Raw genomic sequence first — 20037 nt, 5'->3', positions numbered from 1 at the left:
GCTCCGAATTGAAGCCCAGGTAAACGGCGGCCGTAACTATAACGGTCCTAAGGTAGCGAAATTCCTTGTCGGGTAAGTTCCGACCTGCACGAATGGCGTAACGACTTCCCCGCTGTCTCCAACATCGACTCAGCGAAATTGAATTGCCTGTCAAGATGCAGGCTTCCCGCGGTTAGACGGAAAGACCCCATGCACCTTTACTACAGCTTCACACTGGCATCAGGCCAAGCATGTGCAGGATAGGTGGTAGGCTTTGAAGCAGGGACGCCAGTTCCTGTGGAGCCTCCCTTGAGATACCACCCTTGCTTTGCTTGATGTCTAACCGCGCACCGTTATCCGGTGCCGGGACCCTGTGTGGCGGGTAGTTTGACTGGGGCGGTCGCCTCCTAAAGCGTAACGGAGGCGCGCGAAGGTTGGCTCAGGGCGGTCGGAAATCGCCCGTTGAGTGCAATGGCATAAGCCAGCCTGACTGCAAGACTGACAAGTCGAGCAGAGACGAAAGTCGGCCATAGTGATCCGGTGGTCCCAAGTGGGAGGGCCATCGCTCAACGGATAAAAGGTACGCTGGGGATAACAGGCTGATACTGCCCAAGAGTCCATATCGACGGCAGTGTTTGGCACCTCGATGTCGGCTCATCTCATCCTGGGGCTGGAGCAGGTCCCAAGGGTATGGCTGTTCGCCATTTAAAGAGGTACGTGAGCTGGGTTTAGAACGTCGTGAGACAGTTCGGTCCCTATCTGCCGTGGGTGTAGGATACTTGAGAGGAGTTGCCCCTAGTACGAGAGGACCGGGGTGAACGAACCACTGGTGGACCAGTTGTCGTGCCAACGGCAGTGCTGGGTAGCTATGTTCGGAAAGGATAACCGCTGAAGGCATCTAAGCGGGAAGCCCCCCTCAAAACAAGGTATCCCTGAGGGCCGTGGTAGACCACCACGTCGATAGGCCGGAGATGTAAGTGCAGCAATGCATTCAGTTGACCGGTACTAATGGCCCGATAGGCTTGATCTGAACCAGTAGAAAACAGACCAAGATCAGAAGCACACACTTCGGACACGTTGATTGTATCCCTCAAAGGTTTTTCCTTGGTCTGGTGGTCATAGCACGAGCAATACACCCGGTCCCATCCCGAACCCGGAAGTTAAGTGCCGTCGCGCTGATGGTACTGCGCCTCAAGGCGTGGGAGAGTAAGTCACCGCCAGACCTAGAAAAAACCTGAACGATGTCCAATAACAAGAAGGCCCCGAGCAAATCGCTCGGGGCCTTCTTGCTTGCTAAACAACCCCAGGGCCGGGATGCCGATCCGTCAGACCCCGAAGATCGCGGCGCGCCAGAGGAGACTGACCAGCCCCCGCCGATCCCTCGTTCATGACCAGGCTCTGCGGGTTGGAGATCGGTCGTCTTGCCGGTCTTCCCATGGCTTGGGGTTGAGGCCTCGAAACGACACCTCAACCCTACACCTCGATCGCCACCCGGGATCACACCGGCAGCGGCGTCGAAATGACACCAGCTCTTCGGACACTGACCCTGCGGACCGATCCCGGCGCGCCAGAGGAGACCCTCATCGGAAGCGCACGCCCGCCACCCAGGGCACACGCCGGATGACCGCCCCGGCGCGCATCAACCTCCGGTGACGCACAGCGCAGCCCCGAGGAACATCCCAGGATCGGCACGAAAAAGGCCGGGCGCTCGCGCACCCGGACCCCAGCATCACACCCGATCAACCAAGACCAAGCTTGCCCGCAAGCGTCGAAAGATCCTCCGCAAGCGTGTTCACCTTCGCAGAAAGGATCGTCCGGTCCCCGTCGCTCAGGTGGTCATACGTCTGGTAAACACCCTTCTCGTCACGGTACTTCGACAAGATCTGATCCACCGTGTCGAAGTTGTCGTCGCACTTCTGCACAAACTCGGGATCGTCCGAAAGCATCGGGCGCAGAAGCTCGTAGATCTCCTTCGCCCCCTCGAAGTTCGCGTCAAAATCCCAAAGGTCCGTGTGGCTGTAACGGTCTTCCTCCCCAGAAATCTTCGTCGCAGCAACCTCTTCCATCAGCGCCGCCGCACCGCCCACCACCGTCGCCGGCGGGAAGGTCAGCGTCGCAATGCGCCCGTTCAGATCCGTCACATCCGCCAGCAGCTTGTCGGCATAGTCCTGGATCCCGTCCGTCGACCCCTCGACCCACAGGCCGTATTCGATCCGGTGGAAGCCCGAGAACTTCGGATCCTTCTCGGCCTTCTCGAAATCATCGGCGCGGGCGTCGATCGACACGTCCAGATCCGCAAACAGCTCCGCGATCGGTTCGATCTTCTCGTAGCTGGTGCGGGTGGGGGCGAACAGCGCCTTGGCCTGGGCGACATCGCCCGCCTTGATGGCGCTGACCAGCTTCTGCGTGTCGGTCACCAGCTGCTCGGTATTGTCGGACACGTAGATCTTGTAGTCCGACAGCGGCGCCACCAGGTCGAGCGAGGGGGCGGTCTCGGCCCGGGCCGCAAGGCCCGCTCCGGCAAAGGCGGCAACCAGCGCCGTGGTCTTCAGGAAAGTCCCGATCATGTCTGTCTCCTTGTTGGTCGGGCTGGCTGGGCGGGTCAGGCGCGCCGGGCTGCGGTGATGAGGGCGGAACCGAGGTAGTCGTCGGCATCGCGAATGCCCGGCAGGGCGAAGAAGTAGCCGCCGCCGAACGGTTTGAGGTATTCCTCCAGCGGTTCGCCGTTCAGGCGGTTCTGGACGGTGATGAAGCCCGCTTCCAGGTCGGCCTGGTAGCAGATGAACAGCAGGCCCTGGTCCAGCTGACCATTGGCGCTGACCCCCCGGGAATAGTTGAAGGGCCGGCGCAGGATCAGGTTCTTCTGGCTGTCGGGCGTGCGCGGGTTGGCCATGCGGATATGGCTATCGAGCGGCGTCAGCTTGCCCTCGGGATCGGCTGCGTAATCGGGCACGTCGCGCTCGCTCGCCTGCGGGCCGCCATCCAGCGGCGCGCCCGACATCTTGCGGCGGCCAAAGATCGCCTCCTGCTCGGACAGGGCCGAGCGGTCCCAGCGTTCGACAAAGTTGCGGATCATCCGCACCGCCTGGTAGCTGCCGCCGCGCGCCCAGTCGGGCTCATCCGCGGCATGGGTCCACACGAGGCTGTCCATGGCGGTGGCATCGGTGGAATCGGGATTGGCCGAGCCATCCCGGAAGCCCAGGAAGTTGCGCGCCGAGGGCGTGTCGCCATTGGCCGCGGGCACCACGGGGGGCACGCTGCCCTCCATCGTCCAGCGCAGCACCAGGAAGTCCGACAGGTGTTTCACCACGTCGCGCAGGGCGTGGATATTGGTGTCGGGCAGGTTGGCGCAGAACTGGATCGACAGGTCGCCATGGCACTGCGCGGGCTCCAGCGCGTCATTGGGGAACTCGACCATCTGCTGCAGCTTCGCGGGCTTCAGATCCTTCAGCCAGTCGCGGCCCTCGAACATCGAATGGCCCAGGCCCACGGTGATCGTCAGGTTGTCGGGCTGCACCACCGGGCCCAGCAGGCCGCTGTCGGCCGGCGGCAGGCGCGGGTCGCGTTCGGTGATGGCGCCGCCCTGGGTCAGGAAGGCGATGCGGTGGGTCAGCCGGCGCAGAAGGTGCTCGACCTCCTTGGGGCTGAAGGCCACCACGTCGAAACTGGCCATCAGGCCGGCCTCGGGGCGGGGGGTGACGATGCCGGCCTGATGCGCGCCGGTATAGGGCACCTGGGCGGCCAGCATGTCGGAATGGCCCATGGGCGCATCGGTGGCCTGGGGCGTCGCCGCCTGGGCGGTGGCGGCCTGGGCCGGGCTGACCAGCGCCGCGGCGGCGCCGATGCCGCCCGCACCCAGGCCGAACAGGACGCTGCGCCGCGAGGCGGTGAAGGGGCAGGTGGGGGTCTTGGTCATCTCAGTTCATCCCGAGCACGGGTTGCATCCGGGCCAGCTGGGCCTGCAACGCTTCCAGCGCCGCGGCCAGGGCCTTGCGGTCCCCGGGGCTGACCTTGTCATAGGCGGGCCAGCCGGCATCGGTCTTCAGACCGGCCAGCGTCGCCCGGGCCTTGTCCATCGCCGCCCCCAGATCCGCATCCATCGCCGGATCGACCGGCGCCAGCAGCCCGCGCAGCAGGCCGGTGATCTTGCCGATCCCCTCCAGGCTGGCGGCGAATTCCGGCAGGTCGTCCCGGGCATAGGCGTCCTCGCCTTCGGGGATCTGCGATTGCGCCAGCTGGCCGGCCATGGCGCCGGGCAGCGACACCATCAGCGCCGGATCCAGCTGCATCGCCTTCAGCCGGTCGGCCAGCGTCTGCAGATCGGTGACCAGCGCATCGGCCACCGGCCCCAGCCCCGCGGTCGAGCCCTGCGCGAACAGCCCGTATTCGATCCGGTGGTAGCCGGTGAAGGCCGGGTCTGCCTCGCGGCCCGCAAGGTAGGCGGCGTTCGGGTCGATGCGGTTTTCCAGATCCGACAGGCGGTAGGCCAGCGGCTCGATATGGCGGTAGGGCAGGCGGGCGGCGGTCCAGGCGGCGCGCGCGGCCTGCAGGTCGCCCGCAGCGATCGCGTCGCGCAGCGCCTGGGCCGCCTTCACCGCCTGGCGGCTCTGCAGCACCAGGTAGACGCGGTATTCCGACAGGGGGCCAAGGAACTTCTTCAGCGTCACCTCGCCCGCGGCGGCCGTGGCCTCGTCCGAGGGGGTGACATGCAGCGTGCCGCGCGGGTTCGACAGCAGGCCGCAGGTGATCTCGTAATCGCCGGGCGTCAGGGCCACGGTCAGGGTCTGGCGGAAGCCGGGGGCGATGTTCTCGCGTTCGGCCACCACCAGCACGCCGTTCAGGATCTCCCATTCGATGGGCCGGTCCGAGGCGTTGACGATCTCGAAGCTGCGGGTGCCGCCGGGCACGGTGATCTGGTTCGGGGTGCAGCTGTCGGAGCGGACGGTGACGACCGTGCCCTTCGGCGCGGGGGTCCTGGCGCCGCGATCAGCCGCGTACCAGAAGACGGCGCCACCGGCGATGGCCAGCACCGCGGCCCCGGCAACCGAAAGGTTCAGCAGCAGGCGGTTGTTCGGGGCGCTCATCCGTTGTGGCTCCGGGCCGGGGTGGCGGTGCGCAGGCCTGGCGCCGCGGGCTTCAGGAAGACCCAGAGCGCGACGGCCAGGAAGGCGACATAGACGATGACCTCGCCCAGGGTGGGGGTGTCACGATAGCCCAGCAGGCCGCCCAGCACGGTGCCCAGCGGGCTGCTTTCCGGCAGCCAGCCCGAGGCGTCCCAGACCACCTGCTGCAGCCCGTTCCACAGGCCCGCCTCGTGGAAGGCCTTGACCGATCCGGCCAGCAGGCCCGCCGCCACGAAGATGATGAAGATCCCGGTCCAGCGGAAGAACCGCCCCAGGTTCAGCCGCAGCGCGCCCGCATAGATGCCCCAGCCCACCAGCGCCGCCACGGCGATGCCGCCAAGCGCGCCGACGGGCGCCAGCGCATCGCGGCTTTGCTGGAAGATCGCCAGCAGGAAGAACACGGATTCCAGACCCTCGCGGGCCACCGCAAAGAAGACCATGCCGATCAGCGCCCAGGTGGCGGTGCCCTGGCGCTGCAGCGCCGTATCGATCGAGGCCTGCAGGTTCGCCTTCATCGAGCGCGCCGCCTTCTTCATCCAGAAGACCATCGACATCAGCACGGCGACGGCCAGCAGCCCGATGATCGCCTCGAACAGCTCCTGCGCCTTCTGCGGAAAGCCCGAGCTGACCAGCTCCAGCGCGGCACCGGCAAAAAGCGCCACGGCGACGGCCAGGAAGACCCCGATCCAGATCGCCGGCAACCAGGCGCGGCGCCCGGTCTGGCGCAGATAGCCCGCGATGATCCCGACGATCAGCGCAGCCTCAAGCCCCTCTCGGAGCATGATCAGAAACGGTGCGAGCATCCCGTGTCTCCTCGGCTCTGTCGTGGCATGATCCGGCGGAAGCTCCGGCCCAGGGCTGGGAATGTCGCGGCAAAGACAACGGTTGAATGTGGCAGTGTGCGGGCATCTCTACGGGGTCCGGCGCCGCCCTGTCAATTCTGATGGATTTAGTCGGGAAATGAATGCGTCAAAAAAGCCGTGACAGGCCACCCGCCGGGCCGCCCGGGGGGAGGGCGCGCGCCGGGGTTACTGAAAGAAGTACTGCGCGTAGATCGGGGCGATGGCCGCCCCGAGGGCGCGGGCATTGGCGCCCATCGATCCGGCCTCGACGCGGGGCGGCAGCATGCCCCGGGTGTCGAGCGCGTTCAGCGCCGTGCGGGTGCGCGCCACCACCCGGGCGCGCACGCTGGCGGGCATGGCGCCATCGATCAGCACGGCTTCGAAATCCATCACCGACCCGATCGAGCGGATGGCATGGGCCAGCGCCGCGGCGGTGGTCTCGACCCAAGGGTCGATGTAGCGCTCGAAGGCGGACCAGTCCTGCGGCAGCCGCCACAGCGCCGCGGTCTCAAGCCCGTCCTCGGCGATCGCGGCCTCGAGCAGATAGAGGGAGGCCGCATCGATCAGGGGCCGTTCGCCGCCCTCCGGCGCCGGCACCCGCAACGATCCGAAGGCGCCGGCATTCTTCTGCGCCCCCACCGTCACGGCCGAGTTCAGCACCACGCCGCCGCCGATGAACGAGCCAATGAAGAAATAGGCATAGTCGCTGAACTCGCGGCCGCGCCCGAAGACATGTTCGGCGCGCGCCGCGGCGGTGCCGTCGTTCTCGGTGAAAAGCGGCAGCGGGCTGATCCGGGCGACCTCGGCCTTGACGTCGATGTCGCGCCAGACGGTAAAGTCGATGGGCGCGCCCAGCACCTCGGTCCAGCTCCAGATCTCGGAGGGGGCGGCGATGCCGATGCCGCTCAGGCGCTGGCGCTGCGCCGGGGTCAGGCCGCGCGACAGATCGGCGATGCCCTCGGCCAGGTAGTCGAAGATCTCGTCCGGCATGGGATAGCGGAAGGTGCTCTGCGAGGCGCCCAGGACCTCTCCGGCCAGGTTCATCACCACCAGGTCGGCCGAGCGCCGGCCGATCTTCAGCCCGAAGGACAGCGCCGCATCGGGGCGGATCGACATCGGCACCGAGGGTTTGCCGACCCGGCCGCGCTGCGGCGCGCCGCGCTGCAGGAAGCCCTCGGTCTCAAGCTTGCGCAGGATGTTGGACACGGTCTGGGCCGACAGGCCGGTGTGCTTGGCGATATCGCTGCCGGGCATGGCCTGGTGACGCTGGATGACGGAAAGGATCAGGCGTTCGTTATGGGCACGCACGCCCACCTGGTTCACCCCATCGCTCAGCTTGCGGATCTCGCCCACGTCCATGCTGTCCTCCTGCCCGGGACGAGGATAGCCGCCGCCCCTTTAATAAATCAAATGGAATTATTTATTGACCGATCCCGCTGGACGTCGCTATCAAATGGGAGATCCGCCAGGAGGCGGGCAGGCGGCGCCTTGAGGAGGGTGCCACCGGACCATAGGGAGGAGGACCCCGATGAAGAAGCTGATTTCCGTCAGTGTGATCGCGCTTGCCGCGACGACGGCCGGCGCCTGGGCGGCAGACACCAGCGCCTGCCTGATCACCAAGACCGACACCAACCCGTTCTTCGTGAAGATGCGCGAGGGCGCCGAGGCCAAGGCCAAGGAGCTGGGCATCACGCTGAACAGCTATGCCGGCAAGGTCGATGGCGACAATGAAACCCAGGTCGCCGCGGTCGAGACCTGCATCGCCAACGGCGCCAAGGGGATCCTGATCACCGCCTCCAACACCTCGGCCATCGTGCCCTCGATCCAGGCGGCGCGCGATGCCGGCCTTCTGGTGATCGCGCTCGATACGCCGCTGGACCCGACCAGCGCCGCCGACATGACCTTTGCCACCGACAACTACCACGCCGGCGTGCTGATCGGCGAATGGGCCAAGGGCAAGCTGGGCGACAAGGCCAAGGATGCCAAGGTGGCCTTCCTGGATCTGGATGTCAGCCAGCCCACCGTCGGCGTGCTGCGCGACCAGGGCTTCATGGAGGGTTTCGGCATCGACGTGGGCGACCCCAAGCAATGGGGCGACGAGAAGGATCCGCGCATCGTCGGCCATGATGTCACCCAGGGCAACGAAGAGGGCGGCCGCAAGGCGATGGAAAACCTGCTGGCCAAGGACCCGATGATCAACGTCGTCTACACGATCAACGAACCCGCCGCCGCCGGCGCCTATGAGGCGCTGAAATCCATGGGCCGCGAGAAGGACGTGCTGATCGTCTCGGTCGATGGTGGCTGCCCGGGGGTGCAGAACGTGGCCGATGGCGTGATCGGGGCGACCTCGCAGCAATATCCGCTGCTGATGGCCTCGAAGGGGATCGAGGCGATTGCGGCCTATGCCAAGGACGGCACCAAGCCCGCGGCGACCGACGGCAAGGATTTCTTCGACACCGGCGTTTCGCTGGTCACCGATCATCCCGTGGACGGCGTGACATCGATCTCCGTCGCCAAGGGCAAGGAGATGTGCTGGGGCTGATCCCCGGCCAACCGATCTTCCGGGCCCGGCCGGGGCCCGGATCCCATCCCGCGCGGAGGACGCAGAATGGCGAGCGCCGATCACTTTGAAGACGTGGTGAAATCACGCAAGGACGAGAAATTCGCCGAATTCGAGCCCTCCCGAAAGGGGCTCTGGGGGCGGTTCCACGAGGCGCTGCACACGACACCGGCGCTGGTGCCGCTGATCGTGCTGGTTTCGGCGCTGGTGATCTTCGGCGTGATCCTGGGGGGCAAGTTCTTCTCGCCCTTCGCGCTGACGCTGATCCTGCAGCAGGTGCAGATCGTGGGGGTGCTGGCCGCCGCCCAGGCGCTGATCATCCTGACCGCCGGCATCGACCTGTCGGTGGGGGCGGTGGCGGTGCTGTGCTCGGTGCTGATGGGGCAGATCACCTTCCGCTACGGGGTGCCCGCAGTGGCCGCAGTGCCGCTGGGCCTGGCCGCAGGCACCGCCATCGGTGCGGTCAACGGCTGGCTGGTCAGCCGCATCAAGCTGCCGCCCTTCATCGTGACGCTGGGCATGTGGCAGATCGTGCTGGCGGTGAACTACCTCTATTCCCGCAACGAGACCATCCGCGCCCAGGACATCGAGACCCACGCCCCCTTCCTGCAGATCCTGGGCACCAAGTTCACCCTGGGCGGCGCGGTGCTGACGCTGGGGGTGGTGGTGATGCTGGCGGTGGTGCTGGTGCTGTCCTATGCGCTGCGCTCGACCGCCTGGGGCCGCCATGTCTATGCGGTGGGCGATGACCCGGAGGCCGCGCAGCTGGCCGGCGTCGACCGCCACAAGACCCTGATGTCGGTCTACATGCTGGTGGGCTTCATCTGCGGCCTGGCGGGCTGGGTGATGATCGGGCGCTATGGCTCGGTTTCGCCCTCGGCCACGACGGGGGTCATCGGCAACATCCAGGCGATCACCGCGGTGGTCATCGGGGGGATTTCGCTGTTCGGCGGGCGGGGCTCGATCCTGGGGGCCTTCTTCGGGGCGCTGATCGTGGGCGTGTTCGAACTGGGCCTGCGGATGTCGGGGGCCGACCCGCAATGGACCTACCTGCTGATCGGCGTGCTGATCATTGCCGCCGTGACCATCGACCAGTGGATCAGAAAGGTGACCCAATGACCCGTCCCGTGCTGCAAGCGAAGGGCCTGGTGAAGCGCTATGGCCGCGTCACCGCCCTGGATCACTGCGACTTCGACCTGATGCCGGGGGAAATCCTGGCGGTCATCGGCGACAATGGCGCCGGGAAATCCACCCTGATCAAGGCGCTGTCGGGCGCCGTTCAGCCCAACGAGGGAGAGATCCTGCTGGACGGCCAGCCGGTGCGCTTTGACAGCCCCAACGATGCCCGCGCCGCCGGGATCGAAACCGTCTACCAGACCCTGGCCATGTCACCGGCGCTGTCGATCGCCGACAACATGTTCATGGGCCGCGAGCTGCGGATGCCCGGCGTGATGGGAAAGGTCTTTCGCCGGCTGGACCGCCGCCGGATGGAGGATTTCTCGAGGCAAAAGCTGGCCGAGCTGGGGCTGATGACGATCCAGAACATCCACCAGCCGGTGGAAACCCTGTCGGGCGGCCAGCGTCAGGGGGTGGCGGTGGCGCGCGCCGCGGCCTTCGGGTCGCGGGTGGTGATCCTGGACGAGCCCACCGCGGCGCTCGGCGTCAAGGAAAGCCGCCGGGTGCTGGACCTGATCCAGGAGGTGCGCTCGCGCGGGATCCCGATCATCCTGATCTCTCACAACATGCCCCATGTGTTCGAGGTCGCCGACCGCGTGCACGTGCATCGCCTGGGCCGCAGGCTGTGTGTCATCAACCCGAAAGAGCATTCGATGTCCGATGCGGTCGCCTACATGACCGGGGCAGCGGTGCCCGACGGGGTGGCGGAACCGGCCTGAGGCTCCAACTGTCCTCCTTCAGGCGATGGAAGGGTCCGGGGGGTAACCCCTTCCGGGCCCTTCGGCCTGTCCGGTCCCCGGGCCTTGCGCCTATAAGGGGGCAAAGGACGGGGAGGATCCGATGAAGATTGCGGTGATCGGGGCTGGCGCCATCGGCGGCTGGCTGACGGCGGGGTTCGTGCGCGGCGGCGCACAGGCCACGGTTCTGGCGCGCGGCGCCACCCTTCAGGCGCTGGCCCGCGACGGGCTGATCCTGGACGAAGGCGCGGGGCCCATAGCCCATCCGGTCACCGTCACCGAAGATCCCGCCGCCCTGCGCGGCGCCGATCTGCTGCTGCTGGGGGTCAAGGCCCATGACCTGCCGGGGCTGGCGCCGGTGATCGGCGCGGCCCTTGGTCCCGACACCCTGGTGATGCCCGCGGTGAACGGCCTGCCCTTCTGGTATTTCGACGCCTTCGGCGGCCCGGCCCGTGGCCTGACGCTGAATGCGGTCGACCCGCAGGGGGCGCTGGCGCGGCTGATGCCGGCGGATCGCATCCTGGCCAATGTCGTTCATGCCGCCAGCCATGTGGTGGCCCCGGGCCATATCCGCCTGGCCAAGGCCGACCGGCTGCTGCTGGGTCCTGCCACCGGCACCGTCCTGCCGCAGCTGCAGGCCGTCACCGACCTGCTGGTTGCGGGGGGGATCCCGGCGCAGGTCTCGGGGCAGATCCACCGCGAGGTCTGGACCAAGCTCTGGGGCAATTCCAACATGAACCCGCTGAGCGCGCTGGCGCGGGCCGACATTGCCCAGCTGCTGGACGATCCGGGCGCGCGCGGTCTGGTCGCCGCGATGATGGCCGAGATGTCGGCGCTTGGCGCCCGCATCGGCCATGAGGGGTTCGACGACATCGAAGGGCGCATGGCGATGACCCGCCGGCTGGGGCCGATCCGGACCTCGATGCTGCAGGATGTCGAGGCCCATCGCGCGGTCGAGCTGGGCCCGATCCTGGGCGCGCTGATCGAACTGGCCGCCCATCTGGATCAGCCGATGCCGGTCAGCGCCGGGGTGCATGGGCTGATGCGGCTTCTGGATGCCAATCTGCGGGGCTGAAAGTGCCAGATCCGGGGGGCCGATCCGGCCCCCGCGCACAGAGCAGACATAGTATATAGTGTAGGTCCCGGATCCGGGGCTGTCCGGGGGCCTGTCGGGGCCCCTTTCCGCCCCCCGGAAACACCCCGGATTTCGCCCCGAAATGACATAACCTTCGTTATCGGAGCGGTTTTTCAGCCCCCTTTCCGGGGTCCTTTTACGGCCCCTTTCGGGGTCCGGTCCCGGGGGATTTCGGAGGGAGGGCGGATCAGGCCGCCCCCGCCGCCTCCAGCCGGTCGGCGATCAGCGCCAGCGGATGGGCCGGGGCGGTGCCGGTCAGGCGTTCCGCCTGGCAGCGGCAGGAGAACCCGGTGGCCGCCGCCGCCCCGGCCTGCGCCAGGGGCTCGGCCCAGGACATGTCGAACAGCCGGCGCGAGACCTCCTGATGGCGATCCGCATGACCGAAGAGGCCCGCCATGCCGCAGCAGCCGGTGGCGGGCGTGCGGGCCTCGATCCCGATGGCGGCAAAGACCCGGCGCCAGTCATCCCGCGCCGCCGGTGCGCCGGTGCTTTCGGTGCAATGGGTGAACAGGCTGACCTGCCCGCCCCGGGCCTGCGGCCAGCGGGCACCGCGGGCGATCTCGGCCGCCAGGAATTCCTGCGGCAGCATCAGCGGCGGGGCCTCCGGCGCGCGGCGCTCCTGCCGAAGCGCCATGACGAAGGCCGGGTCGAGGCCGATCATCGGCCGGCCCATCGCCGCGCCCAGCTGCAGCGCCCGGGTCATCCGCGCCGACATGGCCGTGGCCGCCGCCCGCGCCCCCATGTCCGACGACAGCTTGCCCGAAGGCAGCATGTCGACGAAGACCGCCCGGTAGCCAAGCGCCTGCAGCCCGCGCCGCACCGCGACCTGCGCCGCCTCGTCGAAGAGCGCCGAGAACCAGTCCATCCAGACCAGCACCGCATTCTCTGGCAGGGACCCGCGGCCCAGATCCTCCAGCCGCAGGCGATGATCCTTGGGCTGCGGCCGGGCGAGGGTTTCGGGCAGGTCCTGCATCTTCAGCAGGCGCGCCGCCAGCGGCCGCAGCACCGGCCAGACCGGCCGGGCCAGCGGCGCCAGCCGCAGCGCCTGCCGGCTGAAGCGTTCCGCCAGCAACACCAGCCGGTCCCGCCAGGGCCGGGCATGTCGGGCATAGTAGTCCTCCAGGAAGGCCGCGCGCATGGTGGGGATGTCGACCTGCACCGGGCAGGTGCTGGCACAGGCCCGGCAGCCCAGACAGGTATCGAGAACCGCCAGCAGGTCGGCCTCGGCCACCTCGGTTTCCCCCCTGCCCCGCGCCACATGCCAGGCGCGCAGCGCATCGGCCCGGCCTTTCGGCGAATGGCGCAGATCGCCCGTGGCCTTGAACGAAGGGCACATCGGCACCGTGGCGGCATAGCTCAGGCACTGGGCATTGCCGTTGCAGCGGAAGGCCTTTTCCAGCGGATCGCCTTCGGGGCTGTTGAAGGGGCGGAAGGGGGTGGTGTCGATCCCCATGACCGGAATGTCTGATGCGGTCACCAGCTTGCCCGGGTTGAACCGGTCGCCCGGATCGAAGGCCGCCTTCACCCCCTGCAGCGCGGCATAGGCCTGATCGCCGATCCAGCCCTTCAGATAGGCGCCGCGCACCCCCTTGCCGTGTTCGCCCCAGAAGATGCCGCCATGGCGGTTCACCAGAGCAAAGATGTCGTCCGACACCGCGACCAGCCGGGCCCGGTCCGTTTCGGCATCGATGTCGAGCGCCGGGCGGATGTGCAGGCAGCCCACGTCGACATGGCCATAGATGCCATAGCCCAGGCCGTGCCGGTCGAGGATCTGCAGGAAGCCGTCCAGGAAGGCGGGGGTTTCCTGGGGCGGGACGACGCAATCCTCGACGAAGGCCACCGGGCGGGCGCGGCCCTCGACCTTGCCCAGCAGGCCAACCCCGGCCGAACGGATCGCCCAGAGGTCGCGGATCTCGTCCGGGTCGCGACCGACATGGACGGCGCGGATGCCGGGCAGGCCGCGCAGGCGGGCCTCGCAGGCGGCGACCCGGGCTGCGACCTCGGCGGGATCGTCGCCGTTGATCTCGACAAAGGTATAGGCGATGGCCTGGCCCGCGGCGGGGCGCAGGGTTTCCGGCAGGCGCCGCAGCAGGCCGGCCTGTTCGGCCAGCATCTGGACGCGCTCGTCCATGACCTCGATGGCGGTGGGGTTGTCGGCCAGAAGCGGGGTGCCGGCGGCCAGCGAGTCCCGGAAGCTGGCAAAGCCCGCCACGATCAGCCGCTTTTCCTTCGGCAGCGGCAGCAGCTTCAGCCGCAGCCGGGTGATCGGGCCCAGCGTCCCCTCGGATCCCGGGAACAGGCGCATCCAGTCAAAGCCGCCGGCATCTGGCAGCGCGCGTTCCAGATCATAGCCGGTGTAGCGGCGGTTCAGCCGCGGGGTATGGGCGATGAAGGCCCCCCTGCCCTGCCGCGCCGCGGCCTCGGCCCGGGCCAGCATCGGGCGCGCCCAGTCGGGCGGGGCTGCAAGGCTGGAAAGCAGCCCGGGCCCCCGGGCGATCTCGACCCCCAGCAGGTTGTCGGAGGTCTTGCCATAGATCCGCGAACCCTTGCCGGAGGCATCGGTCGACACCATCCCCCCCACCGTGCAGCGCGACGAGGTCGAGGTTTCGGGGGCAAAGAACACGCCCCTTGGCCGCAGCTGCGCGTTCAGGTCGTCCAGCACGATGCCCGGTTCGACCTCGGCCCAGTGGCCCTCGGGGTCGACGGCCAGCAGCCGGTGCATGTGGCGGCGCATGTCCAGGATCACGCCGCGGTTCAGGCTCTGGCCATTGGTGCCGGTGCCGCCGCCGCGCACGGTCAGCGGGATCTGCGCGAAGGCATCGGTTTCCAGCACCTGCATCAATGTCACCACATCGGCGGCGTCGCGGGGCGCCACCACCAGATCCGGCAGGATCCGGTAGACCGAGTTGTCGGTGGACATGGCCGCGCGCAGGGCGCTGTCGCGCTCGACCGGGCCGCGAAAGCCGGCCTGGATCAGGGCCTGCGGCAGGCGGGACAGGGCATCCGAGTACGGGGCATCTTGGGACGGAATGCGGATGGCATGGGTCATGGGGCTCTCCTGGATCGGCCCTGTTGACCGTGGAACCGGCGTTCATGGAAATTCAAAGTTATGAAGACAGATTCTAAAAATTCGAACTTCAACTTGAGGCACCTTCGGGCCGTTCATGCGATCTGGTCCGAGGGGACCTTTGCCCGGGCGGCGGACCGGCTGGGGGTGGTGCCCTCGGCGCTGACCGAAACCGTCCGCCAGCTGGAAGAGATCGCGGGCGGCCCCCTGTTTGATCGCGGCACCCGGCCGCCGGTGCCCACCGCCCTTGGCCTGTCGTTCCTGAAGGAGACGCAGCCGCTGCTGCAGTCGCTGGACCTGTCGCTGGACCGGCTGCGCAATCGCGGGCGCGGGGTCGAGGCGCCGCTGCGGGTGGGCGCGACGCCCTCGGCGATCACACCGCGGGTGGCCCCGGCGATCAGCGCCTTCCGGGCCCGGCACCCGGGCGTGGCGCTGCATCTGCATGACGACGTGGCCGAGACCCTGGCCGCGATGGTCGTCGATGGCCGGCTGGACCTGGCGGTGGCGGGCCGTGCCCGCAGCTACCCCGAGCTGCGCCAGCAGGTGATCGGCACCGATCCCTTCGGCCTGGCCTGTCCCGCGGATCACCCCTTTGCCCTGGCCAGCCGGGCGGTGTCTGTGGCCGAGATCCCCCCCGAAGCGCTGATCCACCTGGGCGCCGACACCGGCACCGGTCGCCTTCTGGCCGCCTGCCCCGACCTGCCGGATGCCCTGCGAGACGGTCCCCTGCGCAGCCATTCGACGATCGCGCAGCTGTGCCTGGTGCGCGCCGGGGTGGGTCTGGCGCTGCTGCCGCGCAACGCGGTCTCGCTGTTCCGCGACCCCGCGATCCGTTTCGTGCCGCTGGCAGATCTGGTTCTGGAACGGCACCTCTACCTGCTGCGCCCGGCCCGTCGCACGGGTCATCCGCTGGAAGAGGCATTTTCAGAAGGGCTTTTCGAGGCGGATGATTTTGAAATAAACAAATAATTTCATATACTTAATATTAATACATATACATACTAAATGGCATTGGCCAGGATGTGGTAACCCACGGGTTACCCTTCGGCGGCAGAGGCGCCGGTAACCCACGGGTTACTCTTCGGCGGCGGAGGCGCCGGTAACCCACGGGTTACCCTTCGGCGGCAGAGGCACCGGTAACCCACGGGTTACCCTTCGCGGCGGAGGCGCCGGTAACCCACGGGTTACCCTTCGCGGCAGAGGCACCGGTAACCCACGGGTTACCCTTCGCGGCAGAGGCACCGGTAACCCACGGGTTACCCTTCGGCGGCAGAGGCGCCGGTAACCCACGGGTTACCCTTCGGCGGCAGAGGCGCCGGTAACCCACGGGTTACCCTTCGCGGCAGAGGCACCGGTAACCCACGGGTTACCCTTCGGCGGCGGGGGCGCCGGTAACCCACGGGTTACCCTTCGGCGGCAGAGGCACCGGTAACCCACGGGTTACCCTTCGCGGCGGAGGCGCCGGTAACCCACGGGTTACCCTTCGCGGCAGAGGCACCGGTAACCCACGGGTTACCCTTCGGCGGCAGAGGCGCCGGTAACCCACGGGTTACCCTTCGCGGCAGAGGCGCCGGTAACCCACGGGTTACCCTTCGCGGCGGAGGCGCCGGTAACCCACGGGTTACCCTTCGCGGCGGAGGCACCGGTAACCCACGGGTTACCCTTCGGCGGCAGAGGCGCCGGTAACCCACGGGTTACCCTTCGCGTCGGAGGCGCCGGTAACCCACGGGTTACCCTTCGCGGCGGAGGCACCGGTAACCCACGGGTTACCCTTCGGCGGCAGAGGCGCCGGTAACCCACGGGTTACCCTTCGCGGCGGAGGCACCGGTAACCCACGGGTTACCCTTCGGCGGCAGAGGCGCCGGTAACCCACGGGTTACCCTTCGCGTCGGAGGCGCCGGTAACCCACGGGTTACCCTTCGCGGCGGAGGCACCGGTAACCCACGGGTTACCCTTCGCGGCAGAGGCACCGGTAACCCACGGGTTACCCTTCGGCGGCAGAGGCACCGGTAACCCACGGGTTACCCTTCGCGGCAGAGGCACCGGTAACCCACGGGTTACCCTTCGCGGCGGAGGCACCGGTAACCCACGGGTTACCCTTCGCGGCAGAGGCACCGGTAACCCACGGGTTACCCTTCGGCGGCAGAGGCACCGGTAACCCACGGGTTACCCTTCGCGGCAGAGGCACCGGTAACCCACGGGTTACCCTTCGCGGCGGAGGCACCGGTAACCCACGGGTTACTCGTCGGCGACGGAGGCACCGGTAACCCACGGGTTACCCCTCGGCGGCAGAGGCACCGGTAACCCACGGGTTACTCTTCGGCGGCAGAGGCACCGGTAACCCACGGGTTACCCTTCGCGGCGGAGGCGCCGGTAACCCACGGGTTACTCGTCGTCGTAGAGGACGCTCTCGAAGGCCTCGATCGCGCGTTCCAGCCGCAGCCGGTCCACCGAGGAGAAGTCGGTCTTCGACAGGATCCGGCATTCGCCGCGGCGCGCCGTCACCTTGGAGCCGCCGACGTGGAACTCGTACTTCACGCTCTTCTGCCGCTTCAGGCGGCCGGCCGGGCTGACATCGGCCTCGGGGCGGGCAAGGAAGGCCTTCAGAACCTCCTCCTGGGCCTCGGGGGTGGTGGCCCCGGCCAGCGCCGCCCGCAGGTCCGCGGCCAGGCCCGGATCCATCTGCAGGTGCCGGGCCACATCGACCCCCAGGTTCCGCGACACGGCCTTGGGAAAGCGCAGCGCCGGGCCGAGCGCCGCCAGCAGGAAGACGAAGCTGCGGATGTAGGAGCGCTTCATCTTGTGCAGCGAGGCAAAGATCCGGCCCACCAGCGCCTCGGGGTCGGTCTCGGGCAGGTCCGCATCCGCGGCCGCGGCCAGGGCGACCTGGGCCATCTCGGCAAAGCTCAGGTCCTCGCGGATCACGTTCTCCTCGACCATGTCGATATAGAGGTCGATCCGGCTGGCCTGCCGGCGCGAGATCCGCGCCACCACCGTCGCATAGGTCGCCTCGCCGGTCTCAAGCTGCAGCTGGCGCAGCGCCGTCAGCCGCCGCCAGCCCTTGGTCAGCTGGTAGCGGCCGGGGGCGACCTCGACCACCTCGACCGGCTCCTTCTGGCCGCGCAGCCGCATCGAGGCCTTGAGCTCCTCCATCTCGTCCGACGCGGCCACCCCCTCCAGGTCCAGCCGGTCCCGGGGCAGGTCGTCATAGGCGATCTGTTCCAGCGGCAGGCGCACCAGCACCAGCCCCTCGCCCTGGGCCCGGCGCCAGGCCTTGGCATCGGCGGCGTTCTGGCGGCGCTGCTCGATCAGGCTCTCGGTGCTCTCGTTGACGCTGTCGGCGGTCTCGCGGACGGCGGCGCCCATGGGGCCGACCTCGCGCCGGCGCTTGCGAAGGTCGGCCTCGTCTATCGGGCCGAAGCCGAACTTGTTGCCACTGCTCATGCCCCGACCTCTTCCTCGTCCACCCGCGCCCGCCAGGCCTTCAGCAGGGTGTCGCGGAACTCCTCGTAGGCGGCGTCAAAGCTCTGGCGGGCCCGCTTCCAGGTGTCCCGGGTCATCTGGCGATAGTCCTGCTCGTAGACCGACATCTGGAAGCGGCCCGACTGTTCGACGGCGCGGGTCATCTCGATGGGCTGGCGGCAGACGTCCTCGCCGAAGACCCCCCGGAAGGCCTCGAGCATGGCGACATGCAGGGGGTTGGCGCTTTCGAAGCGGGTCATCAGCAGGCGGACGTCGTCAAAGCGCTTGGGCAGCTTGATGCCCGCATCCTGCGCCACCCGCGAGAACCCGTCCGAGATGTCCTGCAGCGCATCGCCCAGCTGGCCGAGGAAGCTGGTGGTGCTGTCGTACTCCCAGTAGCCGGGGCCCGAGGGGATATAGAGGATGTCGGCGGCGAAGGCGGCGTTCAGGGACTGGTAGCCGATGGCGGGGGGGCAGTCGAAGAGGATCAGGTCGTACTGGTCCTGCGGCAGCTCGTCGAGGTAGCGCGCCATGCAGCCGAAGAAGCTCCAGGCCTTGTGGATCGAACGGTACTGGGCGGAGGCGAACTCGACGAAGGCGGCGTTGGCGCAGGAGGGGATGATGTCGATGGTGGGCCAGGCGGTCTTCTGGATGAAGTCCTGGGTGCGCTGCGCCCCGATCGACTGGACGTCCGGGGGCAGCTCGTCCGAGGTCGGGTAGGGGCAGTCGGCCGGGTCGTCATAGGCGGCGGCGATGCGGTCGGCCTCGCGGCACAGGTCCCGGCACATGATGCCCCAGACGGTGTTCCATTCCTTCACCTCGACCAGGCCCATGCAGTGGGTCAGGGTCGCCTGGGGGTCGAAGTCCACGACCAGCACCCGGTAGCCGTCGAGGGCCGCGGCATTGGCCAGGTGCTGGGCGACCACCGTCTTGCCGACGCCGCCCTTGAAGTTCGACACCGCCACCCGCATCGCCCGGCCCTTGGGCCGCTCGGGCAGCAGGTAGCGGCCGCGAAAGCGCAGCCGGCGGCGCATCTCGTTGATCTCCGACAGGGTGAACCAGCGCTGGCGGCCGTCCTCCTCGACCATGCCCTGGGGCAGCGAGGGGTCATCGGCCAGCTTCTTGCGCAGGGTGTCGGCCGGCACGCCGAACATGAACTGGCTGATCTCCCAGATCGAGAAGGGCCGCAGCACCTTCTCTTCGGCCGGCGAGAAGGTCGCGCGCCGCACGGCCGCCTGCTGGGCCAGGCTGCGGTCGTTCATGCGCTGCAGGTCGGAGTGGTCTCTCATCGGGGCGGCTCTCATCTTGGGGTTTGACAGAGTCGATAACGTGAAAATCCGAAAAACGCCAAACTCGAAAAATCGAATTTCGCGTTTTTCGATTTTTCGAACATGATTCCCCGATCCGCCTCAAAAACGCCTGTGGATAAGTCGGCCAAAAAAAAAATTATATGGTGACACCAATTTTGGCGAAAACCGAGATAAGGTGACACGGCGGCGCAGTTATGGTGACACCTAGGGTGTCCCCCTATACCTATTTACCTATTTAAACACCCAAGCGGATGCGCCCAAACGGGCCCGTCCTGCAGATTTCAGGGTGTTGACAGATTACGGGAGCCTGAGTGAAAAGGGATCATGAGGAATCGGCAGCAGCCGGTCGCAGCCAGCGGACGGACGGACCCAGGGGATGGATCTCAAGCGCTACACCGGACCGGGGGCCGGGACGCAGAAGTACGATCTCCTGACGGCGCTGTCGGTGCTGGGACTGCATGGAACGCCAACCGAGCGGACCACGATGCTGCGGCTTATCGCGCTGATCACGGCGCGATACAACTGGCGCAATGACGAGCTGACGGTGGGACAGCGCGACATGGCCAGCCTCTGGGCGATCGACGAGCGCTCGGTCAAGCGCGAGGTCAAACGCCTGACGGCCGACAGCCTGCTGCTGCAGCTGCGC

At 67.6% G+C, this 20037-nt stretch carries 14 protein-coding genes, 1 rRNA gene and 1 other annotated feature (1 of these 16 cut by a window edge); of the genes, 7 read left to right on the top strand and 8 right to left on the bottom strand.

Annotation, left to right across the window (positions count from 1 at the left end; all coding sequences use genetic code 11):
* Positions 1-1009 (top strand) — a sequence feature (23S ribosomal RNA rRNA prediction is too short).
* Positions 1010-1087: 78 nt separating this feature from the next.
* Positions 1088-1202: ribosomal RNA gene (gene rrf, locus AC2ITM_RS25530) — 5S ribosomal RNA — on the top strand.
* A gap of 516 nt (positions 1203-1718) precedes the next feature.
* Here the strand turns inward: rrf and efeO (AC2ITM_RS25525) are convergent.
* From efeO (AC2ITM_RS25525) to AC2ITM_RS25505, 5 genes are all read right to left on the bottom strand, one after another.
* Positions 1719-2546: an iron uptake system protein EfeO gene (gene efeO, locus AC2ITM_RS25525; RefSeq protein WP_486471085.1), complete on the bottom strand. Its 828-nt coding sequence runs from the start codon at positions 2544-2546 to the stop codon at positions 1719-1721.
* Positions 2547-2581: 35 nt separating this feature from the next.
* Positions 2582-3895 (bottom strand): iron uptake transporter deferrochelatase/peroxidase subunit, encoded by a 1314-nt coding sequence (efeB, locus tag AC2ITM_RS25520; protein ID WP_486471084.1) that lies wholly within the window; start codon positions 3893-3895, stop codon positions 2582-2584.
* Between the two features lies 1 nt (position 3896).
* The gene (gene efeO, locus AC2ITM_RS25515) at positions 3897-5063 is read right to left on the bottom strand and encodes an iron uptake system protein EfeO (protein WP_486471083.1); all 1167 of its coding nucleotides are present in this window, start codon (positions 5061-5063) and stop codon (positions 3897-3899) included.
* A complete protein-coding gene (efeU, locus tag AC2ITM_RS25510; protein ID WP_486471082.1) occupies positions 5060-5905 on the bottom strand; it encodes an iron uptake transporter permease EfeU in 846 nt (281 codons plus the stop codon). Before efeU ends, efeO (AC2ITM_RS25515) begins: the two co-directional genes overlap by 4 nt.
* A 225-nt stretch (positions 5906-6130) precedes the next feature.
* Positions 6131-7303 (bottom strand): ROK family transcriptional regulator, encoded by a 1173-nt coding sequence (locus AC2ITM_RS25505; RefSeq protein ID WP_486471081.1) that lies wholly within the window; start codon positions 7301-7303, stop codon positions 6131-6133.
* Between the two features lie 169 nt (positions 7304-7472).
* On the opposite strand from AC2ITM_RS25505, the gene AC2ITM_RS25500 reads away from it, so the two are divergent.
* From AC2ITM_RS25500 to AC2ITM_RS25485, 4 genes are all read left to right on the top strand, one after another.
* Entirely contained in the window at positions 7473-8486 is a 1014-nt protein-coding gene (locus AC2ITM_RS25500; RefSeq protein WP_486471080.1) for a substrate-binding domain-containing protein, read from the top strand.
* A 66-nt stretch (positions 8487-8552) separates the two neighbouring features.
* The gene (locus AC2ITM_RS25495; protein WP_486471079.1) at positions 8553-9623 is read left to right on the top strand and encodes an ABC transporter permease; all 1071 of its coding nucleotides are present in this window, start codon (positions 8553-8555) and stop codon (positions 9621-9623) included.
* Positions 9620-10399 (top strand): ATP-binding cassette domain-containing protein, encoded by a 780-nt coding sequence (locus AC2ITM_RS25490; protein WP_486471078.1) that lies wholly within the window; start codon positions 9620-9622, stop codon positions 10397-10399. The genes AC2ITM_RS25495 and AC2ITM_RS25490 overlap by 4 nt, the downstream gene beginning before the upstream one ends.
* Positions 10400-10520: 121 nt before the next feature.
* Entirely contained in the window at positions 10521-11492 is a 972-nt protein-coding gene (locus AC2ITM_RS25485; RefSeq protein WP_486471077.1) for a ketopantoate reductase family protein, read from the top strand.
* A 247-nt stretch (positions 11493-11739) separates the two neighbouring features.
* Here the strand turns inward: AC2ITM_RS25485 and AC2ITM_RS25480 are convergent, their stop codons facing one another.
* Positions 11740-14601 (bottom strand): FAD-binding and (Fe-S)-binding domain-containing protein, encoded by a 2862-nt coding sequence (locus AC2ITM_RS25480; protein ID WP_486471090.1) that lies wholly within the window; start codon positions 14599-14601, stop codon positions 11740-11742.
* A gap of 93 nt (positions 14602-14694) precedes the next feature.
* On the opposite strand from AC2ITM_RS25480, the gene AC2ITM_RS25475 reads away from it, so the two are divergent.
* A complete protein-coding gene (locus AC2ITM_RS25475) occupies positions 14695-15588 on the top strand; it encodes a LysR family transcriptional regulator (RefSeq protein ID WP_486471089.1) in 894 nt (297 codons plus the stop codon).
* Positions 15589-17004: 1416 nt separating this feature from the next.
* Here AC2ITM_RS25475 and AC2ITM_RS25470 read toward each other — a convergent pair.
* A complete protein-coding gene (locus tag AC2ITM_RS25470; protein ID WP_486471088.1) occupies positions 17005-18063 on the bottom strand; it encodes a ParB/RepB/Spo0J family partition protein in 1059 nt (352 codons plus the stop codon).
* Entirely contained in the window at positions 18060-19370 is a 1311-nt protein-coding gene (locus AC2ITM_RS25465; protein ID WP_486471087.1) for an AAA family ATPase, read from the bottom strand. Before AC2ITM_RS25465 ends, AC2ITM_RS25470 begins: the two co-directional genes overlap by 4 nt.
* A 397-nt stretch (positions 19371-19767) precedes the next feature.
* On the opposite strand from AC2ITM_RS25465, the gene AC2ITM_RS25460 reads away from it, so the two are divergent.
* Positions 19768-20037: the beginning of a DnaA N-terminal domain-containing protein gene (locus tag AC2ITM_RS25460; RefSeq protein ID WP_486471086.1), read on the top strand. 399 nt of this gene lie beyond the right edge of the window; 270 of the gene's 669 nt are visible here — the first part of the coding sequence; it begins with the start codon at positions 19768-19770; its stop codon lies off the right edge, out of view.

This window comes from Pseudooceanicola sp. NS-SX9 (genome assembly GCF_057380705.1).
Note: the sequence above shows the minus strand (reverse complement) of the source record. Positions and strands in the feature narration are given on the sequence as shown.